This window comes from Streptomyces sp. NPDC057743, assembly GCF_042798755.1.
GTDB lineage: Bacteria > Actinomycetota > Actinomycetes > Streptomycetales > Streptomycetaceae > Streptomyces.
Map to the genome: position 1 here is coordinate 1 of NZ_JBHVJX010000017.1, position 21,659 is coordinate 21,659.

Sequence of the window (21,659 nt, forward strand, 5' to 3'; positions counted from 1 at the left end):
GCACCGGGCGACGACCCCAGTACGTCCAGTACAGGGGCCGCCGCCCGGCACGCCGAGAGCACGCACCGACCACCGCCCGGCCCGCCCTCCGGGCGGACGACGGGAGTTTGACGACAGGACCTAGCGCCCGTACGCCTGCCACAGGGCGGCGGCCCCCGCTATCAGCCCGGCCAGGGCGGCGAGCGAGGGCAGTGGCCAGCGCCTGCTCTCCAACCGCGTGACACGGGCCTGGAGTTCGTCCGCGTCGCGGGTGGTCTGCTCGCAGCGCTGGGCCTGGAGCCTGAGTTGGCCGTCGACCGTGGCGGTGCGTACGTCGAGTAGGCGTCGCAGCTCCGCTAAGTCGGCGGCGATCAGATCGGGGTCCCGATGGGCGGTCACGTTCCGCTCCTCTTTCCTTCTCCGGGTGGCGGTCGGGTGGTTACCGGAACCAGTCAACTGCGCTGGGGGAGAAGGCGGGAGCGTGTGCGGCGGGGAGATACGGGTCAGCGCTTCACACCCCGTGCGAAGTGACGCTCCGTAAGCATTTCGCACGGGGTGCGAAGCGCGCGCGCCGAGTTGGCGCATTCACACTCTGTCATCAACGGCCGGAAGGGAGTTCACTCTTCTTACGGGGACAAACGCCGGCGGTCGGGCGCCCGCCGGCCGGGTCCGCCCGCCGAACTTTCCCCCGAGCGGCGGGCGGACGGCCCTCGTATCCCGCCCGGGCGGAGGGCCCCCCTCTTTCCGCCCGGGCGGCCGGCCCACGCAACCTCCCCCGGCGAAGCGGCGGCTCCGCCGGGGGAGCCGGCCTCAGTAGGAGTAGAACCCGGACCCCGACTTCCGCCCGAGCCGGCCCGCGTCCACCATCCGCTGGAGCAACGGCGGTGCGGCGTACAGCGGTTCCTTGTACTCCTCGTACATCGAGGCGGCGACCGAGGCGACGGTGTCCAGGCCGATCAGGTCGGAGAGCTTGAGCGGGCCCATCGGGTGGGCGCAGCCCAACTCCATGCCGTTGTCGATGTCTTCGCGGCTGGCGATGCCCGACTCGAACATCCGGACCGCGGAGAGCAGGTAGGGGATGAGCAGCGCGTTCACCACGAAGCCGGAGCGGTCCTGGGCGCGGATGGCGTGCTTGCCGAGCACGTCCTGGGTCAGCGACTCGGCGCGCTTGAGGGTCTCCTCGCTGGTGGTGAGCGCGGGGATCAGCTCGACCAGCTTCTGCACCGGTGCCGGGTTGAAGAAGTGGATGCCGATGACGTGGTCGGGCCGGGAGGTGGCCACCGCCAGTTTCACCAGCGGGATGGACGAGGTGTTGGAGGCCAAGATGGCGTCCGAGCGGACCACGACCTGGTCGAGGATCTGGAAGATCTCCGTCTTGACCTGCTCGTTCTCGACCACCGCCTCGATGACGAGGTCACGGTCGGCGAACTCGCCGAGGTCGGTGGTGAAGCTGAGCCGGCCGAGCGACGCATCGCGCTCGGCGACCGTCAGCTTGCCGCGCTCGGCGGCCTTGTCGAGCGAGTTGGTCAGGCGGGTGCGCCCCAACTCCAGTGCCTCACCGGTGGTCTCCGCGACCTTGACGTCCAGTCCGGCGCGGGCGCACACCTCGGCGATGCCAGCGCCCATCTGGCCACAGCCGACCACTCCGACGCGTGCAATGTCGGCGAATGAGTCCGTCACCTCGTGCCTTTCGCTGATCTACAGGACCGGCGTCCGCCGTAAGGGTTAGGCGGCCGCCTCGCCCTTGACGTTACTCCGCGCCGTACCCGAAGGAGGGCACAGGGGCGGGCATTCTGAGGCTGCTACTCGGGACGAATCGGACGAGATGGGGGCTTTTCATGCGAGGTATCTCACGCCGCGGGTTCGGTGCGGCGGCGCTGGGGGCGGCCTCCTGGCTGCTCGGCGCGGGTGCCGGGGCCGGCCGGGGTGCCCCGGCCGGTCGGCAGCTGCGCGGGATGTGGCTGGCGACGGTGGCCAACCTGGACTGGCCGTCCCGGCCCGGCCTGGACCGGGCGGCCCAGCAGCGGGAACTGGCCGGGCTCCTGGACGCCGCGGTCCGGCGCCGGTTGAACGCGGTCTTCTTCCAGGTGCGGCCGACCGCGGACGCGCTCTGGCCGTCGCCGTACGAACCCTGGTCGCAGGTCCTGACCGGGGTGCAGGGCCGCGACCCGGGCTGGGACCCGCTGGACTTCGCGGTCCGGGAGGCGCACCGACGCGGCCTGGCGCTGCACGCGTGGTTCAACCCGTACCGGATCGCCAACCACGCCGACCCCGGCCGGCTGGCCCCCGGCCACCCCGCCCGCCGACGCCCGAGCTGGGTGGTGCCGTACGCCGGCAAGCTCTACTACAACCCCGGGCTGCCCGAGGTCCGCCGCTTCGTCCAGGACGCGATGATGGACGCGGTCCGCCGCTACCCGCTCGACGGGGTGCACTTCGACGACTACTTCTACCCGTATCCGGTAGCCGGCCGGGCGTTCGGCGACGACGCGGCCTACGAGGCGTACGGCGGGGAGTTCGCGGGCCGCGGCGACTGGCGGCGGGACAACGTCAACCTGCTGATCCGGGAGATGCACGAGCGGCTCGCCGGCGCCGGTCGTCACGTGCCGTTCGGCGTCAGCCCGTTCGCGGTCTGGCGCAACAGTGCGACCGATCCGCACGGCTCCCGGACCGAGGCCGGGGTGCAGGCGTACGACGACCTCTACGCCGACACCCGGCGCTGGGTGCGGGAGGGCTGGGTCGACTCGATCGTGCCGCAGGTGTACTGGCCGCTGGGCTTCGCCGCCGCCGACTACGCGGAGCTGGTGACGTGGTGGGCCGAGGTCGTGGCGGGTACCCGGGTGGCGCTCTACATCGGCGAGGCGCTCTACAAGGCGGGCCGGACCGCGCAGCCCGCGGCCTGGCGGGATCCGGCCGAGCTCTCCCGGCACCTCACCTTCGCCGCCCGCCATCCGCAGGTCGGGGGGCACGTCTACTTCTCGACCAAGGACGTGGTGAAGGACCCGCTGGGCGCGCTGGCCCGGGTGGTGAGGGACCACTACGGCGGCCCGGCCCGGCCGTGAGCGCCGAAGCGGCGGTGGCGGGCGGCCCGCCACCGCCGCGCGGTCCGTCAGCGGATGGTGTGGGGTTCGGTGGACTTGGGGTGCTGGACGACGCAGTCCGGGCCGGGCCACATGATCGTTTCGTGGCCGTCCTCGGCGCGGACGCGGAAGGGCGGTTCGCCGTTGGTTCCCAGCACTTCCACGATCTCGACGACGTGGTCGCCGTGACCGACGGTCCTGCCGTGCACCAGCAGCCGGTCGCCCGTCTTCGCGTGCATCTGGGCTCCTCCCGCTTCGGGCGGCCGCCTACCGGGGCGGCCGACGCGCACGGCGGCCGGGCGGTGGGGCGGCCAACGGTTTGCGGGCCCGCGAGCGGCCCGGACGGCACTACCTGCCGTCGTTCGCCAGTCTAGGTCCGGGGTGCCGGGGCGCACCCGGTGAGGGCGCCCCGGCCCCCGGCCGTCAGCTGCGCGCCCGTTGGGTGACCACGATGCAGGCCAGCACGCCCAGCGCGGTCAGCGGGGCGGCCGGCGGCAGGTGTTCGCCGAGCAGCGCCACCGACCAGACCAGGGTCAGCAGCGGCTGGGCGAGCTGGAGCTGGCTGGCCCGGGAGATGCCGATGGCGGCCATCCCGCGGTACCAGACCATCATTCCGAGGAGCGTCGAGCCGACCGCCAGCCACACCAGCCCGGCCACCGAGTGGCCCGTCCACCGCGGCGCCGGCTCGGCGTACAGCGACAGCGCCCCGCCGAGCACGGTCACCGGCAGCGCCACCACCAGCGCCCAGCCGATCACCTGCCAGCCCGGCATCTGGCGGGCCAGCCGCCCGCCCTCGCCGTAGCCGGCCGCGCACAGCACCAGCGCCGCGAAGAGGTAGAGGTCGCTGGTGCTGGGGGTGCCGCCGCTCTGCTGCAGCGCGAAGGCGATCACGAGCACCGCGCCGACCAGGGCCGCGATCCAGAACGTCCGGGACGGGCGGGACCCGGTGCGGACCGCCGAGTACGCGGCGGTGGTCAGCGGCAGCAGGCCGACGACCACGGCGGCGTGCGAGGTGGTGGAGGTCTGCAGGGTGAGGGTGGTCAGGATCGGGAAGCCCAGCACGACGCCGGCCGCGACCACGGCGATGCCGAACCAGTGGCGACGTTCGGGCATCCGGGTCCGGCAGGCCACCAGGCATACGCCGGCCAGCACCGCGGCCAGCGCGTTGCGCAGCATCACCACCGTCCAGGGGCCCATCCCCTCAAGGGCCCAGGCGGTCCCCGGGAACGTCAGCGAGAAGGAGGCGACGCCGAGGACGGCGAGCGGGGCGCCGGAGCCGGCCGGGCGGCCCTGCGGCGCCGGGAGCGGTGCGGCGGGGGCGGAGGTCGGGGTGGCGACTGCTATCGGCGTCGGGACGGTAGCGCTATCATTGGCTCTCATGCATGAGCGTAGCAGTGGGGCTGAACTGGCCGCGAGCCTGCGGGAGGAGCTGAAGCGCTACTCTCCTGGTGAGAAGCTGCCATCGAGTCGGGTGCTGGTCGAGCGGCATCGGGTCAGCCCGGTGACCGTCTCCCGGGCGCTGGCCGTGCTCGTCTCCGAGGGGCTGGTCGTCACCCGCCCCGGCGCCGGGGCGTTCCGCGCCGAGCCGCGCGGTGCGGCGCCCCGCCGGGTCGACACCTCCTGGCAGGAGATCGCGCTGAGCGCCGAGCCGGCCGGCGACCAGGTGCCGCGCAGCGTCGACGCCACCGGGGTGGTGGCCACCCTCGCCGCCCCCGCGCCCGGCGTCATCGAGCTCAACGGCGGCTATCTGCACCCCTGTGTCCAGCCCGAACGCGCCCTGGCCGCCGCACTGGCCCGGGCCGGACGGCGGCCCGGCGCCTGGGGCCGGCCGCCCCTGGACGGGGTGCCGGAGCTGCGCGAGTGGTTCGCCCGGGAGATCGGCGGGCCCGGCGGACCGCTCGCCGCCAGCGACGTCCTGATCACCGCCGGCGGCCAGAGCGCGCTGACCGCAGCGCTGCGCGCGCTGGCCGCGCCCGGCGCACCGGTCCTGGTCGAATCGCCCACCTATCCCGGCATGTTGGCGGTCGCCCGCGCCTCCGGACTCCGCCCGGTCCCGGTCCCGATGGACGCCGACGGCGTGCGCACCGACCTGCTCGCCGACGCCTTCCGGGCCAGCGGCGCCCGACTGTTCGTCTGCCAGCCGCTGTTCCAGAACCCCACCGGCGCGGCGCTGGCCGCCGAGCGCCGCCGGGAGGTGTTGCGGATCGCCCGGGCCGCCGGCGCGTTCGTCGTCGAGGACGACTTCGCCCGCTTCCTGGGCCACGCCGATGCGCCCCCGCTGCCGCCGACGCTGCTCGCCGACGACCCGGACGGCACCGTCGTGCACGTCCGCTCGCTCACCAAGATCACCTCGCCGAGCCTGCGGGTGGGCGCGCTCGCGGCCCGCGGCCCGGTGCTCGACCGGCTGCGCGCCATCCAGATCGTCGACAGCTTCTTCGTGCCCGCCCCGCTCCAGGAGGCCGCGCTGGAGCTCGTCGGCTCGCCCGCCTGGGGTCGTCATCTACGGCTGGTGGCCGGGGAGTTGGCGACCCGTCGGCAGGCGATGCGGGCCGCGTTGGAGCGCGAGGTGCCGGCGCTGGTCGCCGCGGGGCCCGGCAGTCGCACCGCCCGCGGCGGCTGCCACCTCTGGCTGCGGCTGCCGGACGGCACCGACGAGGCGGCGCTGACCGGCGCCGGGCTGCGCGCCGGCGTCGCGGTGGCGGCCGGCCGCCCCTACTTCCCCGCCGAGCCGCCCGCCGCCCACCTGCGGCTGAGCTTCGCCACCGCGGCCGGCCCCGGCGAACTGGACGAGGGTGTCCGCCGACTCCGCACCGCCTGCGAGGAGTTGGGCATCCCGGTCGACTGACCGGGCCGGGGTCGACCTCGGGAGCCCGTTCGACTCCGCGCGCCCCATCTGCCAGTCTCCCGGCATGAACGCGCGCGCCCTCGACGGCTACCAGATCTCCACCGACCCCGACCGGCTCGATGTGGCCCTGGTCCACCACTGGCTGGCCACCGACTCCTACTGGGCCCTGGGCCGGACCCGCGCGCACCACGACCGTGCCGTCGCCGGATCGCTCAACTTCGGCCTGTACGAGGCCGCTTCGGGTCGCCAGGTCGGTTACGCCAGGGTCGTCACCGACTACGTCACCTTCGCCTGGCTCTGCGACGTCTACATCCGCTCCGACGACCGCGGCAAGGGCCTGGGCACCGCCCTGGTGGAGGCCGTCGCCGCGGAACTGGAGCCGCACGGGCTGGCCCGGATCACCCTCGCCACCAAGGACGCGCACGGCGTCTACGAGAAGGTCGGCTTCCGGCCGCTGGTCGCGCCCGAGCAGTGGATGACGCTCGGGCTGCTCGACCCGGGGCCCGTCGCGCCGGAGACTTCCCAGAGCCCGTCCGATGGATCAGGCCCGGACCGTCCCTGACGGTCAAGTCGCCGCGGCCGACGGGTACTTGGCCGCTCACGCCGGACCGTCGGCCCCGTGGTCCGGCGCCCCGCCCGTCCGCATCAGCCAGGCGTTGGCCGCCGCGACCCGGCCGCCGACCCGCAGCTTGGCGTAGGCGTGTTCCAGGTGCTTGTCGACGGTGCGCGGGCTGATCGCCAGCCGGTGCGCGATCTGTTGGTTCGTCAGGCCGTCGGCGAGCAGTCCGAGGACGGCCGACTCGCGGCGGGTGACCAGGTCCCGGGCCGGCTCCGGGGGCGGCGGGGCGAGGCGGCCCAGGGCCCGGGTCAGACGGGTGCGCAGCAGGCCGGCGGCGGCCACGTCGGCGTCGCTGAAGTCGCGGTCCCGGCGGCCCCGGCTGACCACCACCGCGACCCGGCGCGGCCCGCCCGCGGCGTACCCGGCGGGGAAGGACATCGCCAACTGCCGCTCGGCGCCGAACGGTCGGTAGACGTCGGGGTAGACGGGCAGGGCGTGGAACTCGCCGGTGGTCTGGAGGGCGGAGCGGCGCAACGCGGCCCCGCTGCCGAGCCGGGTGTGCCGCACGAAGGAGTCGCACCACCACCCGCGGTCGAAGGCGTCCAGCACGTCCCGGCTCAGCAGGTCGTCGGGGAGGGTGCGCAGCGGATGGGCCGGGTCCGGGCGGGGCGACCAGATGACGCTGTCGCCGGGGACCGCGTCGAGCAGCAGCGGCAGCAGCGCCGGGACCAGGACGTCCTCGTCCACGGCGTCGATGAGGAGGTCCACAACGGGGAGGATGCGCCGCACGCCGGCCTCCGCGGCCGTGCTCATACGTCCAGCGTGCCGAGCGCCCCGACAACGGTCAAGGCCGCTCGGGGCGGCTCCCGAGGCGTCCGGGAGCCGTCCGGAGCGGGGCCGCCCGGCCGGCCGGGGGAAGACCGGCCGGGGGCGTCGGGCGCGCGAGGCGCCCGACGGCAAGGACGCGCTTCCCGCCCGCGCGGGCGGAGACCGCCGAGACCGCCGTCTTCTCCCTTCTACTGCACCAGCCGCGGCCACCGCGGCGCCATACGCGGTTCCCCGTACCCGCTGGCGGGCCGGTTGCCGCCGGCCGACACTGGAAGGACGAGGAGGTGGTGGGGCATGCGCAAGATGATCGACTGCCGGGACTACCCGAGCGAGACGAAGTGCTCCCTCGTCATCGCCGGCGAGGAGGAGGAAGTCCTCCGCGCCGCCACCGCGCACGCGGTCTCCGTGCACGGCCACACGGACAGCTCCGAGCTGCGCGAGCAACTCCGTAAGTCCCTCAAGAACGAGATGCCACAGCCCGCTTGAGCCACCGGTGGAGCGGTGGGCGTGCCCGGTCGTCCCCGAGGCGGCCGGGCACGCGCGCTCCCGGTACCCGCGTTCGGGCCCGCTGCGGTCGTCGGGCCGCGCCACCCGGCGCAGGATCGTCCTGGAACGAGCACCGGCGCCCGGCGACACCGTCGCACCACGAGGCCGCCGGGCACCACCGGGAACGCACGGACGGGAGCGGGCCGATGGCGGACGGCGCGGCGCACGACGCGGGGGAGGGCGGCACCGGTGAGCCCCCGCGGCCCGGCCTGGACCGCCGGCGCTTCCTCGGCGCGGCCACCGGGCTCGCGGCCCTGGCCACCGGCCTGACCGGCTGCGACACCTCCGGCGGCGGCCCGGCCGGCGGCCGCCCCACCGACCCGCTCGCCGCCGAGCGGGACCGCCCCGGCAGCCCCGACTGGCGGCTGCGCGCCACCGGCCCGCCGGACGCGATCGAGGGCTACCCGGACCGCGTCAGCGTGCTCCCCGGTGAGGAGTTCGGCCTGCACGTCTCCACCACCGCGCCCGGCTTTCACATCCGTGCCTACCGGGTCGGCTGGTACGGCGGCGCCCAGGCCCGCCTGGTGTGGCGCTCGGACCGCCTCGCCGGACGCCGCGCCGCCGCCCCGCACCTGCTGCCCAAGACCCGTACCGTACGGGCGGGTTGGCCGCGCACCACCGTCGTTGGCACCGACGGCTGGCCGCCCGGCGCCTACCTGCTGCGGCTGGACGCCGACCACGGCCACCAGCGCTACGTCCCGCTCGTGGTCCGCTCACCCGCCGCCGCGGGCCGCACCGTGCTGATGCACGCGGTGACGACCTGGCAGGCGTACAACGCCTGGGGCGGCCACAGCCTCTACCGCGGCCCGGGCGGCGACTACGCCGACCGCTCCCTCGCCGTCGCCTTCGACCGCCCCTACGACGCCACCGGCGCCGAGAAGTTCCTGGTCTACGAGCGCGCCCTGGTGGTACTGGCCGAACGCCTCGGACTGCCGCTGGCCTACACCACCTCGCTCGACGTCCATCGCGACGCCGACGCGCTGCGCGGCGCCACCGCCGTGCTCTCCCTGGGCCACGACGAGTACTGGACGCCGCAGCAGCGCGCGCACGTCACCCGGGCCCGCGACGCCGGCACCAACGTCGCCTTCCTCGGCGCCAACGCCTGCTTCCGCCGGGTCCGCCTGGACGCCGGCCCGGACGCCGGGCCGCCCACCGTGACCTGCTACAAGACCGCCTACCGCGACGACCCCGCCTACGCCGCCCACCAGGCCCCGCCCACCCACGACTTCCGCGCCCCGCCCGCCGCCGACCCCGAGTCCTCGCTCACCGGCGTCTTCTACGAGGGGTACCCGACGGACGCGCCCTACGTCGTCCACGGCGCCGACCACTGGCTCTTCGAGGGCACCGGGGTCACGCCGGGGGACGCCTTCGCGCACCTGGTCGGGGTGGAGTACGACCGGGTCACCCCCGAGGCCCCCACCCCCGCCGACCTGGAGATCGTCGCGCACTCCCCGCTGGTCTGCCGGGGCCGCGCCAGCCACGCCGACTCCGCCTACTACACCGTGCCCAGCGGCGCCGGGGTCTTCGCCACCGGCACCATGCGCTGGGTCGAGGCCCTGATGGCCGGCACCCGGGACAACGGCCGCAACCACGGCCTCGACCGCCGCACCGGCGCCTTCGTCACCCGCACCACTGAGAACCTGCTGCGCGCCTTCGCCGCGGGCCCGGCGGCCCGCCACCGCCCGGCCCCGAAGCCCAACACCGACCACGTATACGGGAGATGAGCGGACGCCGCCGTGATCCTCGGCGACAGGCCAGCCGGGCCATTGCATAAAACTGCCGCCTTCCGTATAGTCATGCCATCGAAGAGGAGGGTCGACGGGCCATGACGGTACGAGCAGCAGTCGCCGGAGCGAGCGGATACGCGGGGGGTGAGCTCCTGCGCCTGCTCCTGGGGCACCCCCGGGTCGAGATCGGGGCGGTGACCGGGCACTCCAACGCCGGGCAGCGCCTGGGCGACCTGCAGCCGCACCTCGCCCCCCTCGCCGACCGGGAGCTCGCGCCCACCTCGGCCGAGGCGCTGGCCGGCCACGACGTGGTGTTCCTGGCGCTGCCGCACGGCCGGTCCGCCGAGGTCGCCGAGCAACTCGGCCCCGACGTACTGGTGGTGGACTGCGGCGCCGACTTCCGGCTCAGGGACGCCGCAGCCTGGGAGGCGTTCTACGGCTCGCCGCACGCCGGCACCTGGCCCTACGGCCTGCCGGAGCTGCCCGGTGGCCGGGCGGCGCTGACCGGGGCCCGGCGGATCGCGGTCCCCGGCTGCTACCCCACCGCCGTCTCGCTCGCGCTCTTCCCCGCCTACGCGGCCGGCCTCGCCGAGCCGGAGGCGGTGATCGTCGCGGCGTCCGGCACCTCCGGCGCCGGCAAGGCCGTCAAGCCGCACCTGCTGGGCTCCGAGGTGATGGGCTCGATGAGCCCGTACGGCGTCGGCGGCGGCCACCGGCACACCCCGGAGATCGCGCAGAACCTCGGCGCGGCCGCCGGCGAGCCGGTCTCGGTCTCCTTCACCCCGACCCTGGCGCCGATGCCGCGCGGCATCCTCGCCACCTGCTCGGCCAAGGCCCGGCCCGGCGTGACCGCCGAGTCGGTCCGCGCCGCGTACGAGAAGGCGCTGGCCGGCGAGGTGTTCGTCCGGCTGCTGCCCGAGGGACAGTGGCCCGCGACCGCGGCCGTGTACGGCTCCAACGCCGCGCAGATCCAGGTGGCGCTCGACCCGGCGGCCGGCCGGATCATCGCGATCAGCGCGATCGACAACCTGACCAAGGGGACCGCCGGCGGCGCGGTCCAGAGCATGAACATCGCCCTCGGCCTCCCCGAGGACCTGGGCCTTTCCGCGACCGGGGTCGCGCCGTGAGCCGGGCACTTCCCGGCGGAGCAGGCGCGGCCGCCGGGCCGTGGTCCACGACCGAAGGGGCGTCGCCGCACCACGCGGCCGACGACGACACGAGCCGCTGCTGCGGCGGGGCGAACGAGGAGAAGCAGTGAGTGTGACGGCAGCCAAGGGCTTCCTCGCGGCGGGCATCGCCGCCGGGATCAAGGAGAGCCAGAACCCCGATCTCGCCCTCGTGGTGAACAGCGGGCCGCGGCTGGCCGCCGCCGGCGTGTTCACCGCCAACCGCGTCAAGGCCGCGCCGGTCCTCTGGTCCGAGCAGGTCCTCAAGGGCGGCCGGGTCTCCGCGGTGATCCTCAACTCCGGTGGCGCCAACGCCTGTACGGGCCCGCTCGGCTTCCAGGACACCCATGCGACCGCCGAGAAGGTCGCCGAGGTGCTGGACGGGCACAGCGCCGGCGAGGTCGCGGTGGCCTCCACCGGCCTGATCGGGGTGCGGCTGCCGATGGACAAGCTGCTGCCCGGCGTGGAGAAGGCCGCCGCCGAACTCACCGGCCACGGCGGCGAGAAGGCCGCCATCGCCATCAAGACCACCGACAGCGTCCACAAGACCGCCCAGGTGACCACCTCCGAGGGCATCACCGTCGGTGGCATGGCCAAGGGCGCCGGCATGCTCGCGCCCGGTCTCGCCACCATGCTCGCGGTGCTGACCACCGACGCCGACGTCCCCGCCGAGCAGTTGGACGCCGTGCTGCGCGGCGCCACCCGCACCACCTTCGACCGGGTCGACTCCGACGGCTGCATGTCCACCAACGACACCGTGCTGCTGCTGGCCTCCGGCGCCGCCGGCGTCGTCCCGGACCCGGACTCCTTCGCCGCGGCGGTCCGCGAGGTCTGCGACGACCTGGCCCGGCAGCTGATCGGCGACGCCGAGGGCGCCAGCAAGGACATCCGCATCGAGGTGATCAACGCCGCGAGCGAGGACGACGCGGTCGAGGTCGGCCGCTCCATCGCCCGCAACAACCTCCTCAAGTGCGCCCTGCACGGCGAGGACCCCAACTGGGGCCGGGTGCTCTCCGCCATCGGCACCACCGCCGCCGCCTTCGACCCGGACCGGCTCAACGTCGCGATCAACGACGTCTGGGTGTGCAGGAACGGTTCGGTGGGCGAGGACCGCGAGCTGGTGGACATGCGCTACCGCGAGGTGCGGATCACCGCCGACCTCGCCGCCGGCGCGCACTCCGCGGTGATCTGGTCCAACGACCTCACCGCCGACTACGTCCACGAGAACAGCGCGTACTCCTCGTGACCGGCCCCACGGCCAGCCCCGCAGCACCCCTCCTCACACCCCACGCCTCCCTCACCGAGCGGAACGAGACCGTCGCATGACGACCCGTAAGCACACCGCGCTCCCCAAGGCCCGCACCCTCGTCGAGGCGCTGCCCTGGCTGACCCGGCACCACGGCAGGACCGTGGTGATCAAGTTCGGCGGCAACGCGATGGTGGACGAGGAGCTCAAGCGCGCCTTCGCCCAGGACGTGGTCTTCCTGCGGCACGCCGGACTGCGCCCGGTCGTGGTCCACGGCGGCGGCCCGCAGATCAGCGCCCAGCTCGAACTCCTCGGCATAGCCTCGGAGTTCAAGGGCGGCCTGCGGGTCACCTCGCCCGAGGCGATGGACGTCGTCCGGATGGTGCTGGCCGGCCAGGTCCAGCGCGAGCTGGTCGGCCTGCTCAACGAGCACGGCCCGCTCGCCGTCGGCATGACCGGCGAGGACGCCCAGCTGATGTCCGCCACCAAGCACTACGCCGACGTCGACGGCGAGCGGGTCGACATCGGCCGGGTCGGCGAGATCACCGCGATCGACCCGGGCGCCGTGCAGGCGCTGTTGGACGACGGCCGGATCCCGGTCATCTCGTCCATCGCCCGCAGCAGCGACGAGGGCGAGCTCTCCGGCGTCTTCAACGTCAACGCCGACACCGCCGCCTCCGCACTGGCCGCGGCGCTCGGCGCGGAGACGCTGATGGTCCTCACCGACGTCGAGGGCCTCTACGAGGACTGGCCGCACAGCGACGAGGTGATCTCCCGGCTCACCGCCAGCCAACTGGAGCGGCTACTGCCCGAGTTGGCCAGCGGCATGGTCCCGAAGATGCGGGGCTGTCTGCACGCGGTGCGCAACGGGGTGCGCACCGCCCGGGTCATCGACGGCCGGGTCCAACACTCCATCCTGCTGGAGATCTTCACCGACGAGGGCATCGGCACCATGGTCGTCCCGGACCCCGAACCGCGCTCCGACGACGCCCAGCCCACCGCACACCACACCGCACAGGGGACGGAATGAACACCGCGGCAGCGACCCCGACCACCGGGGACACCACGACCGACCACGGGCCGGCCACCAACGAAGGGCTCACCCGGCGCTGGGGGGCCGCCATGATGGACAACTTCGGCACCCCCCGCCTCCCGCTCGTCCGCGGTGCGGGCGCCACCGTCTGGGACGCCGACGGCAACGCCTACCTCGACTTCCTCGGCGGCATCGCGGTCAACGCGCTGGGCCACGCCCACCCCGCGGTGGTCCGCGCCGTCACCGACCAGATCGCCACCCTCGGCCATGTGTCGAACTTCTTCGTCGCGCAGCCCACCGTCACCCTCGCCGAGCGCCTGCTCGCGCTCGCCGGCCGGCCCGGCCGGGTCTACTTCTCCAACTCCGGCGCGGAGGCCAACGAGGCCGCCTTCAAGATCGGCCGGCTGACCGGCCGCACCCACATCGTCTCCACCACCGGCGGCTTCCATGGCCGCACCATGGGCGCCCTGGCGCTCACCGGCCAGCCCACCAAGCAGGACCCGTTCCGCCCGCTGCCCGGCGACGTCACCTACGTCCCGTACGGCGACGCGGACGCCCTGCGGGCCGCCGTCACCACCGACACCGCCTTCGTCATCCTCGAACCCGTCCAGGGCGAGAACGGCGTCATCGTCCCGCCCGCCGGCTACCTCAAGGCCGCCCGCGAGATCACCGCCGCCACCGGCACCCTGCTGGTCCTCGACGAGATCCAGACCGGCATCGGCCGCACCGGCCACTGGCTGGCCTCGCAGGCCGAGGGCGTCGAGGCCGATGTCATCACCCTCGCCAAGGGCCTCGGCGGCGGCCTCCCGATCGGCGCCACCCTCGCCTTCGGCCCGGCCGCCGAGCTGCTCACCCCGGGCTCGCACGGCTCGACGTTCAGCGGCAACCCGGTCGTCTGCGCCGGCGCCCTCGCCGTCCTGGACACCATCGAGGCGGACGGCCTGCTCGACCGCGTCCGGCTGACCGGCGAGCGGCTGCGCTCCGGGATCGAGGCCGTTGCGCACCCGTTGGTCGGCCAGGTCCGCGGAGTCGGCCTGCTCCTCGGTATCGTCTTGACCGGGCCCCACGCATCCCAGGTGCAACAGGCGGCCCAGGACGCGGGCCTTCTGGTCAACGCGGTCGCGCCGGACGTCATCCGGCTCGCCCCGCCCCTGATCGTCTCCGACGAGCAGGTGGAGACCTTCCTCCAGAAGCTCCCCGGCGTCCTGTCGACGGCCGAGCAAGCGGCCAACGGGGAACGATGATCCGGAGACTGACGCAACGATGACCGAGCCGCAGGACACCGAGCCGCCGATCAACGGCCCGGCCGTGCCGCAGACCCGCACCGCCCGCCACCGCCGGATCGTGGACATCCTCAACCGGCAACCGGTCCGCTCCCAGAGCCAGCTCGCCAAGCTGCTCGCCGACGACGGCCTCTCCGTCACCCAGGCGACGCTCTCCCGCGACCTGGACGAGCTGGGCGCGGTCAAGATCCGCAACACCGGCGGCGAGCTGATCTACGCGGTGCCGAGCGAGGGCGGCGACCGCAAGCCGCGGGCGCCGCTGGGGGAGTCCGCCAAGGAGGAGCGGATGCGCCGCCTCTCCGGCGAACTCCTCATCTCCGCCGAGGCGTCGGCCAACCTCGTCGTCCTGCGCACCCCGCCGGGCGCCGCCCAGTTCCTGGCCTCCGCCATCGACCAGGCGGAGCTCCACGACATCCTCGGCACCATCGCCGGCGACGACACCCTCATGCTGATCAGCCGCGATCCGTCGGGCGGCCAGCAGCTCGCCGACCATCTCCTCCAGCTCGCGCAGGGGGCGCGCTAGCACCCGCGGGGGCGTTCCGCAGCGCACACGCCGCGGAACGCCCCACTTGCGCACGCACAACGACCGGAGGCCGCCTCTCGCATCCCTGCGAGAGGCGGCCTCCGGCCTGCGTTCTGCACCGTCGGGACGACAGGATTTGAACCTGCGACCCCTTGACCCCCAGTCAAGTGCGCTACCAAGCTGCGCCACGTCCCGGTGCTCGTACCGACCGGGCGTTCCCGGTCGGGGCGTGCAGACAGAAAAATACCCTGTCCCGGCCGATGAATCCAAAGCGGGGTCTTTTCGGGGCGCTCCCGAGCTCCCCGGCGGGGCCCGTCGCCCCCTCCGAAGCGCCCCGAGCGACCGCGCATCGCCCCGCTGACCTGTGCTTCCCCTCTCGATTGACGAATCATGCAGTCGAATGCATACTTATGCCTACCAGGGCATGCACGTAAGGAGGGCCCCATGACCGAGCGCGTCGTACGCGCCTACGCGGGCGGACCGGACACCTCCGTCTGCGTCGGCCGGCTCGCCGGGGAGGCCGGCGCCGAGGAGCTCGACGCCGGGGACGGGTTCGCCGACGCCCTCCTGCGACTTCGGCCCCGCGGGCGCCTGCGACACCGGTGACACGTTCGACCGGTCGCCCTCCAAGGGGTTCATCGAACTCTTCGGCATGGTGAGCAAGATTGCCGGGCAGCGCGATCTGGCAGGCGGAGCCCAAAGCGACAGGGCAGGCAGAGCCGGACGCGGGCTCCGTGGCCCGGGCACGGGCGCACCCCCACCGGCGGGCAGCCGGCCACCACTCCATCCACCAAGGAGCAGCACAAGTGAGCAACGGCAACACCGGTGACGTCCGGCTCTGGGGCGGGCGGTTCGCGGACGGACCGGCCGAGGCGCTGGCCAAGCTGTCCGCCTCGGTGCACTTCGACTGGCGCCTGGCCCCCTACGACATCGCCGGATCGCGCGCCCACGCCCGGGTGCTCCACAAGGCGGGCCTGCTCACCGAGGACGAGCTGGCGCGGATGCTCGACGGGCTGGACCGACTCGAAGGCGACGTCGCCTCCGGTGAGTTCGTGGGCACCATCGCCGACGAGGACGTGCACACCGCCCTGGAGCGGGGGCTGTTGGAGCGGCTCGGCCCGGACCTCGGCGGCAAGCTGCGGGCCGGCCGGTCCCGCAACGACCAGGTGGCCACGCTGTTCCGGATGTACCTGCGCGACCACGCCCGGATCGTCGGCGGGCTGCTCGCCGACCTCCAGGAGGCGCTGGTCGGCCTCGCCGAGGCGCACCCGGACGTCGCGATGCCCGGCCGCACCCACCTCCAGCACGCCCAGCCGGTGCTCTTCGCCCACCACGTGCTCGCCCACGTCCAGGCGCTGTCCCGGGACGCCGAGCGGCTGCGGCAGTGGGACGAGCGGACCGCCGTCTCGCCTTACGGATCGGGGGCGTTGGCCGGCAGCAGCCTGGGTCTGGACCCGGAGGCGGTCGCCGCGGACCTCGGCTTCGAGCGCGGCTCGGCGGGCAACTCCATCGACGGCACCGCCTCCCGGGACTTCGTCGCGGAGTTCGCCTTCATCACCGCGATGATCGGCGTCAACCTCTCGCGGATCGCGGAGGAGGTCATCGTCTGGAACACGAAGGAGTTCTCCTTCGTCACGCTCCACGACGCCTTCTCCACCGGCTCCTCGATCATGCCGCAGAAGAAGAACCCGGACATCGCGGAGCTGGCGCGCGGCAAGTCCGGCCGGCTGATCGGCAATCTGACCGGCCTGCTGGCGACGTTGAAGGCCCTCCCGCTCGCCTACAACCGTGACCTCCAGGAGGACAAGGAGCCGGTCTTCGACTCCTGCGACCAACTGGAGGTGCTGCTCCCGGCGTTCACCGGGATGATGGCCACCCTCACCGTCAACCGGGAGCGGATGGAGGAGTTGGCGCCGGCCGGCTTCTCGTTGGCCACCGACGTCGCGGAGTGGCTGGTGAAGCAGGGCGTGCCGTTCCGGGTGGCGCACGAGGTGGCCGGCGAGTGCGTCAAGGAGTGCGAGGCGCAGGGCATCGAGCTGGACCAGCTCACCGACGAGCAGTTCGTCAAGATCTCGCCGCATCTGACGCCCGAGGTCCGGGGCGTGCTCAACGTCCCCGGCGCGCTGGCCTCCCGCAACGGCCGCGGCGGCACCGCACCGTCGGCGGTGGCGGTGCAGCTCGCCGAGGTGCGGGCCGACCTGGCCCGGCAGCAGGAGTGGGCCGCGGCCCGGAAGTGACGTCGACGGCCGGGCCGCGCCCGGACGTTGAGGGCGGCCCCCACTCGATGCGAGTGGGGGCCGCCCTCGTGCGTGGTGGGAGCGCGAGATAATCAATGAGACATCGACGTCTCATTCGGTTAACCTCTGTCTCATGGCTGTGGATCGAGAACGCGTACTCACCGAGGCCGCCGCGCTGCTCACCCGCCGCTCCACGACGTCCATGGACGAGATCGCGCGCGCCGCGGGCATCAGCCGGGCGACCCTGCACCGGCACTTCGCCGGCCGCGATGCGCTGATCCGCGCCCTGGAGGAGCACGGCATCGAGCGGTTCGCGCGGGCGATGGACGCCGCCCGCCTCGACGACGACAGCGCCGTCGAGGCGCTGCGCCGCCTGGTCCGCGAGGCCGAACCGGTCGCCGCCGTACTGGCCTTCCTCTTCACCGAGAACCAGCTCTTCGAGGGCGGCACGGTCAACGCCGGCTGGGCCCGGCTCGACTCCCGGCTCGCCGCGCTGTTCCGGCGCGGCCAGGAAGAGGGCGACTTCCGCGTCGACCTCAGCTCGGTCTGGCTGACCGAGGCGTTCTATGGCCTCCTCGGCGCGGGTGCCTGGTCGGTCCACGAAGGACGCCTGGCCCGCGGCGACCTCAACCACTCGATCGCCGAGCTGCTGCTCGGCGGCATCCGACGGAGCATGGAGAAATGAGCGAGCGCACAGCGCCATCCCGGGCCGGTGCGGCCCATGTCGACGACCAACCCCGTCCGGGCCGTTGGCTCGCGCTCTCGGTCCTCGTTCTGGCGGTGCTGCTGGTCGGCGTCGACGCCACCGTCCTCGGCCTCGCCACCCCCTTCCTGAGCGAGGACCTGCGGCCGTCCGGCACCCAGTTGCTGTGGATCGGCGACATCTACTCCTTCGTCATCGCCGGACTGCTGGTCTCCATGGGCAGCCTCGGCGACCGGATCGGCCGCAAGAAGCTGCTGCTGATCGGCTCGATGGCGTTCGGCGCGATGTCGGTGCTCGCCGCCTACGCCAGCACCCCGGAGATGATGATCGCCGCCCGGGCCCTCCAGGGAGTGGCCGGCGCGACGTTGATGCCGTCCACCCTCGCCCTGATCCGCAACCTCTTCCACGACCCCAAGGAACGCAGCCTGGCGATCGGCATCTGGGGCGCGATGGCCTCGGCCGGCACCGCGGTCGGGCCGGTCCTCGGCGGCTTCCTGCTGGGCCACTTCTGGTGGGGCTCGGTCTTCCTGATCAACCTTCCGGTGATGCTGCTGCTGGTCGTCGTCGGCGCCAAGGTCATCCCCGAGTCCCGCAACCCCGACCCGGGCCCGTGGGACATCCCCAGCGTGCTGCTGTCGTTGGTGGGCATCGTCGGCGTCGTCTACGCCATCAAGGAAGCGGCGGTGCACGGCTTCCGCTGGGACATCGGGCCGGCCGCCGTCATCGGCCTGCTCGCGCTGGTGTGGTTCGTCCGCCGCCAGCTCACCCTCGATTCACCGCTGTTGAACATGAAGCTCTTCCAACACCGGGGCTTCTCCGGCGCGGTCCTGGCCGACCTGCTGACCATCCTCGGCCTGTCTGGACTGGTCTTCTTCCTCTCCCAGTTCCTCCAGATGGTGCAGATGCGCTCGCCGCTCAACGCCGGCCTGGTCGAACTCCCGGCCGCGGTCGGCGCGGTGGGCGCCGGGCTGGCCGCCGGCTGGGTCGCCCGCCGGCTGTCGGTGCGGCTGGTGGTGGCCGGCGGCCTCGCGGTGGTCGGCCTCTCGTTGGCCGGCTGCACGGCCCTGCACGGCGACACCGGCACCCTCGCGCTGTCCATCATCCTCTTCGTCGTCGGCATCGGCGCCGGCTTCGCCTTCACCGTCACCGCCGACGTGATCCTCTCCAGCGTGCCCAAGGAGGAAGCCGGCTCCGCCTCCGCGGTCTCCGAGACCGCCTACGAGCTCGGCGCCGCGCTCGGCATCGCCCTGCTCGGCTCCATCGTTACCAGCATCTACCAGGGCTTCACCGCCCCCGCCGGGGTGCCCGGGCACGTCGTCGACGCCGCCCGCTCCTCGCTCGGCGGCGCCGTGGACGCCGCCGCCCAACTCCCCGCCGAGCAGAGCGCCACCCTGCTGAAGACCGCTCAGGACGCCTTCGTGAGCGGCGTGGACACCGCGGCCGGCATCGGCGCGGTGGTACTGCTCGGCGCCGCGGTCGCCGCGTGGTTCCTGCTCCGCGGCCAGGAACTGGCGGACAGCGCCCCCGTTGCGCAGCCGGCGCCGGACCCCGAGGCCGCACCGGTGGTCGGCTCGGACCCCGCCGCCCGCGGCCCCGAACTCCCCTGACCCAGCCCGGCGCGCCTCCCCGCGCCACCCCCCCTCTGAGCACCCGTAAGGGCCCACCCGGCGGGCGAACGAGGGACACCACCGCGCACCGCACCCCCGTCCAGGCGTGTCCCGTGGATCGTGACCGCGCGCACCGGCCATGATCCACGGGACACGCCCCCGGGGGCGACTGTCCCCCGCCGTTCACGCCCGGTACGCGTCCTGGTGGCCGGTTGTCCCGCGCGGCGCGTTTGACTCTCCCGTCGTCCCCCAACGGTCGGACCCGCTCAGGAGAGTGACGCAGTGCGCGACATCGGACGACGGTCCTTCGTAACCGCCGCGGGGGCGATGGCCACCGCCAGCGCGATCGGCACCAACGCCTACGCCACCGGCCACGCCCGCGACGCCGCCACGGCACACGAGTACGTCGACGTCCAACTGCTCAACATCACCGATCTGCACGGCTATCTGCAAAGCGCCCCGGGCGCCAACTCCGTCATCACCGGCGCCGGCGGCAAGCGCTACACCGTCGGCGGCGTGGCCTACATGGCCGCCCACTTGGCGCGGTTGCGCGCCGGGCGGCGCAACTCCATCTTCTTCGCCCCCGGCGACCTCTTCTCCGGCTGGGAGTTCGACGCCGCCTCCTTCGCCGACGAGCCCACCATCGAGGCGCTCAACGCCCTGCGGCTGGACTTCGCCTCGGCCGGCAACCACGAGTTCGACAAGTCGACGGTCTTCCTCCGCGACCACATGGAACGCGGCCGCGCCTTCCCCGTCGTCGGCCGCGACGTCTCCTTCACCGACTCCACCGGCCACCGCTTCCGCGGCGCCAACTTCCCTTACTACAGCGCCAACATGGTCCGTCGCGGCACCGGCGAGCGGGTGCTGCCGCCGTACAACATCGTGCACGTGGACGCCGGCCGCGGCCGCCGGCTGCCGATCGGCTTCATCCACCTGACCGCCATCGGCACCGAGTCCTTCCCCGGCTCCTACCAGCCGGGACTGCGCACCCTGGACGAGTTGGAGACCGCCAACCGCTGCGCCAAGGCGCTCAAGAGTCAGGGCGTCAACGCGATCGTGCTCAGCATGCACGACGGCGCGGTCGCCGGTGGCAACTTCGAGAGCGGCAGCAACCCCTCCGGGCCGGCCTACGAACTGGCGCTGCGGGTCTCGCCCGACATCGACGCCATCGTCACCGGCCACTGGCACTGCGCCTTCACCATGATGCTGCCGGACCCCAGGGGCGTGCCCCGCCCGTTCGTCGAGGCCGGTTGCTACGGCCAGATCATCAACGAGATCAACCTCCGGCTCGACCCGGTGAGCGGAAAGGTCATCAGGTCCCTGACCACCTCCGTCAACCACCCCAACACCCGTGACATCGCGCCCGATCGGGAGCTTAAGGAGATCGCCGACTACTGGGCCGGCTACGGCGCCCGCCGCGCCCGCACCCGGATCGGCACCCAGACCGCCTCCTTCACCCAGCGGCGCAACGCGGTGGGGGAGTCCACCATGGGCAACCTCGTCGCCGACTGGGCGCTCTGGGCGGGCAGTCAGCCGCACGGCCCGATGGACGACCCCGGCGGGCACCGCAACGTCCCGGCCGAACTCGCGGTGATCGCGGTGGCCCCGCGGGTCGGCGCCGCGATCATCTCCGGTGACCTGGTGCGCGACGAGGCGTCCGACGGCGCGGTCACCTTCGGGCAGGCGTGGAACGCGGTCGGCTTCGGCGACCCGATCGTCACCGTCACGGTCACCGGACGGCAGATCCACGACGCCCTGGAGCAGCAGTGGGCGTCGACCGCCGGCGACGGCCTCTCCTTCGCCCCGCTGGCCGTCTCCGGCAACGTCCGCTACCGCTTCGACGCCGCCGCCCCGGCCGGGCACCGGATCGACCCCGCCGAGGTCCTGATCGACGACGAGCCGCTCAGGCTGACCCGCCGCTACCGCCTGGCCGCGCCCTCCTACACCCTGACCAACCAGGACGGCTTCAGCGCCTTCACCGGATTCACCGAACCGGTCCGGCACACCCGGGACTTCGAGAGCTTCGTCGCCTATGTCCGCGCCAGGCAGCGGCTGTCGCCGGCCGAACGGGACCGCGTCACGGCCAAGAACGCCCATCTCCCCGGCGCCCGCATCGGATCCGTCGCCGAGCACCAGCAACTCCTCGCCGCCGACGGCAGCCTGGTCCCGCGGGCGGAGGCGGCGCTGCGCACCGCGCTGACCGTCGACATCGGGGGAGAGCGGGCGCCCGGCGGCTTCCGGGTGCCGTGCTGACCGCCCGTCGGTAGCCGCCCCGGGCGCAACGACGCCGAGGGCCCCGT

The 21,659-nt window shown here is 73.6% G+C and carries 20 protein-coding genes and 1 tRNA gene; 15 read left to right on the forward strand and 6 right to left on the reverse strand.

Annotated elements, in window-relative coordinates; all coding sequences use genetic code 11:
* Positions 1-120: 120 nt before the first annotated feature.
* The gene (locus ACFVFQ_RS20475; RefSeq protein ID WP_383417984.1) at positions 121-378 is read right to left on the reverse strand and encodes a hypothetical protein; all 258 of its coding nucleotides are present in this window, start codon (positions 376-378) and stop codon (positions 121-123) included.
* 411 nt (positions 379-789) lie between these two features.
* Complete coding sequence (locus ACFVFQ_RS20480) at positions 790-1,659, reverse strand: 3-hydroxybutyryl-CoA dehydrogenase (protein ID WP_383417985.1); 870 nt, start codon at positions 1,657-1,659, stop codon at positions 790-792.
* A 158-nt stretch (positions 1,660-1,817) separates the two neighbouring features.
* Here ACFVFQ_RS20480 and ACFVFQ_RS20485 point away from each other — a divergent pair, with 158 nt between their 5' ends.
* The gene (locus tag ACFVFQ_RS20485) at positions 1,818-3,038 is read left to right on the forward strand and encodes a glycoside hydrolase family 10 protein (RefSeq protein ID WP_383417987.1); all 1,221 of its coding nucleotides are present in this window, start codon (positions 1,818-1,820) and stop codon (positions 3,036-3,038) included.
* A gap of 47 nt (positions 3,039-3,085) precedes the next feature.
* Here the strand turns inward: ACFVFQ_RS20485 and ACFVFQ_RS20490 are convergent, their stop codons facing one another.
* Both ACFVFQ_RS20490 and ACFVFQ_RS20495 read right to left on the reverse strand, forming a co-directional pair.
* The gene (locus ACFVFQ_RS20490; RefSeq protein ID WP_383417989.1) at positions 3,086-3,295 is read right to left on the reverse strand and encodes a DUF1918 domain-containing protein; all 210 of its coding nucleotides are present in this window, start codon (positions 3,293-3,295) and stop codon (positions 3,086-3,088) included.
* A 184-nt stretch (positions 3,296-3,479) separates the two neighbouring features.
* Entirely contained in the window at positions 3,480-4,436 is a 957-nt protein-coding gene (locus tag ACFVFQ_RS20495) for a DMT family transporter (protein ID WP_383417991.1), read from the reverse strand.
* Here ACFVFQ_RS20495 and ACFVFQ_RS20500 point away from each other — a divergent pair.
* Complete coding sequence (locus ACFVFQ_RS20500) at positions 4,435-5,901, forward strand: PLP-dependent aminotransferase family protein (protein WP_383417993.1); 1,467 nt, start codon at positions 4,435-4,437, stop codon at positions 5,899-5,901. The genes ACFVFQ_RS20495 and ACFVFQ_RS20500 overlap by 2 nt on opposite strands.
* A gap of 64 nt (positions 5,902-5,965) precedes the next feature.
* Positions 5,966-6,463, forward strand: coding sequence for a GNAT family N-acetyltransferase (locus ACFVFQ_RS20505; RefSeq protein WP_383417995.1), 498 nt, complete (start codon positions 5,966-5,968; stop codon positions 6,461-6,463).
* Positions 6,464-6,499: 36 nt separating this feature from the next.
* Here ACFVFQ_RS20505 and ACFVFQ_RS20510 read toward each other — a convergent pair whose 3' ends face one another.
* Positions 6,500-7,273: a LuxR C-terminal-related transcriptional regulator gene (locus ACFVFQ_RS20510; protein WP_383417997.1), complete on the reverse strand. Its 774-nt coding sequence runs from the start codon at positions 7,271-7,273 to the stop codon at positions 6,500-6,502.
* 309 nt (positions 7,274-7,582) lie between these two features.
* On the opposite strand from ACFVFQ_RS20510, the gene ACFVFQ_RS20515 reads away from it, so the two are divergent.
* From ACFVFQ_RS20515 to ACFVFQ_RS20545, 7 genes are all read left to right on the forward strand, one after another.
* On the forward strand, positions 7,583-7,774 hold the full coding sequence (locus ACFVFQ_RS20515; protein WP_383417999.1) for a DUF1059 domain-containing protein: 192 nt from the start codon (positions 7,583-7,585) through the stop codon (positions 7,772-7,774).
* Positions 7,775-7,980: 206 nt separating this feature from the next.
* Positions 7,981-9,558: a N,N-dimethylformamidase beta subunit family domain-containing protein gene (locus ACFVFQ_RS20520; RefSeq protein WP_383418002.1), complete on the forward strand. Its 1,578-nt coding sequence runs from the start codon at positions 7,981-7,983 to the stop codon at positions 9,556-9,558.
* A gap of 101 nt (positions 9,559-9,659) precedes the next feature.
* Entirely contained in the window at positions 9,660-10,688 is a 1,029-nt protein-coding gene (gene argC / locus ACFVFQ_RS20525; RefSeq protein WP_383418004.1) for an N-acetyl-gamma-glutamyl-phosphate reductase, read from the forward strand.
* Positions 10,689-10,815: 127 nt separating this feature from the next.
* Positions 10,816-11,973: a bifunctional glutamate N-acetyltransferase/amino-acid acetyltransferase ArgJ gene (argJ, locus tag ACFVFQ_RS20530; protein ID WP_383418006.1), complete on the forward strand. Its 1,158-nt coding sequence runs from the start codon at positions 10,816-10,818 to the stop codon at positions 11,971-11,973.
* A gap of 76 nt (positions 11,974-12,049) precedes the next feature.
* Positions 12,050-13,003, forward strand: a complete 954-nt coding sequence (gene argB / locus ACFVFQ_RS20535) for an acetylglutamate kinase (protein WP_383418008.1) — start codon at positions 12,050-12,052, stop codon at positions 13,001-13,003.
* A complete protein-coding gene (locus ACFVFQ_RS20540) occupies positions 13,000-14,250 on the forward strand; it encodes an acetylornithine transaminase (protein WP_383418010.1) in 1,251 nt (416 codons plus the stop codon). The genes argB and ACFVFQ_RS20540 overlap by 4 nt, the downstream gene beginning before the upstream one ends.
* A 19-nt stretch (positions 14,251-14,269) precedes the next feature.
* Complete coding sequence (locus tag ACFVFQ_RS20545; RefSeq protein WP_383418012.1) at positions 14,270-14,812, forward strand: arginine repressor; 543 nt, start codon at positions 14,270-14,272, stop codon at positions 14,810-14,812.
* A 121-nt stretch (positions 14,813-14,933) separates the two neighbouring features.
* On the opposite strand, the gene ACFVFQ_RS20550 is transcribed toward ACFVFQ_RS20545, so the two are convergent.
* Positions 14,934-15,007, reverse strand: a tRNA-Pro gene (locus ACFVFQ_RS20550).
* Positions 15,008-15,256: 249 nt separating this feature from the next.
* On the opposite strand from ACFVFQ_RS20550, the gene ACFVFQ_RS20555 reads away from it, so the two are divergent.
* From ACFVFQ_RS20555 to ACFVFQ_RS20575, 5 genes are all read left to right on the forward strand, one after another.
* Positions 15,257-15,418, forward strand: coding sequence for a hypothetical protein (locus ACFVFQ_RS20555; RefSeq protein WP_383418015.1), 162 nt, complete (start codon positions 15,257-15,259; stop codon positions 15,416-15,418).
* 200 nt (positions 15,419-15,618) lie between these two features.
* Positions 15,619-17,049, forward strand: a complete 1,431-nt coding sequence (gene argH, locus ACFVFQ_RS20560; RefSeq protein WP_383418018.1) for an argininosuccinate lyase — start codon at positions 15,619-15,621, stop codon at positions 17,047-17,049.
* A 133-nt stretch (positions 17,050-17,182) separates the two neighbouring features.
* Positions 17,183-17,734 (forward strand): TetR/AcrR family transcriptional regulator, encoded by a 552-nt coding sequence (locus ACFVFQ_RS20565; RefSeq protein ID WP_383418020.1) that lies wholly within the window; start codon positions 17,183-17,185, stop codon positions 17,732-17,734.
* Positions 17,731-19,359, forward strand: coding sequence for an MFS transporter (locus ACFVFQ_RS20570; protein ID WP_383418022.1), 1,629 nt, complete (start codon positions 17,731-17,733; stop codon positions 19,357-19,359). Before ACFVFQ_RS20565 ends, ACFVFQ_RS20570 begins: the two co-directional genes overlap by 4 nt.
* 282 nt (positions 19,360-19,641) lie before the next feature.
* Positions 19,642-21,612 carry a bifunctional metallophosphatase/5'-nucleotidase gene (locus ACFVFQ_RS20575; RefSeq protein WP_383418024.1) on the forward strand — a complete coding sequence of 657 codons (1,971 nt, stop codon included), beginning with the start codon at positions 19,642-19,644 and terminating at the stop codon, positions 21,610-21,612.
* The last annotated feature ends 47 nt before the right edge of the window (positions 21,613-21,659 follow it).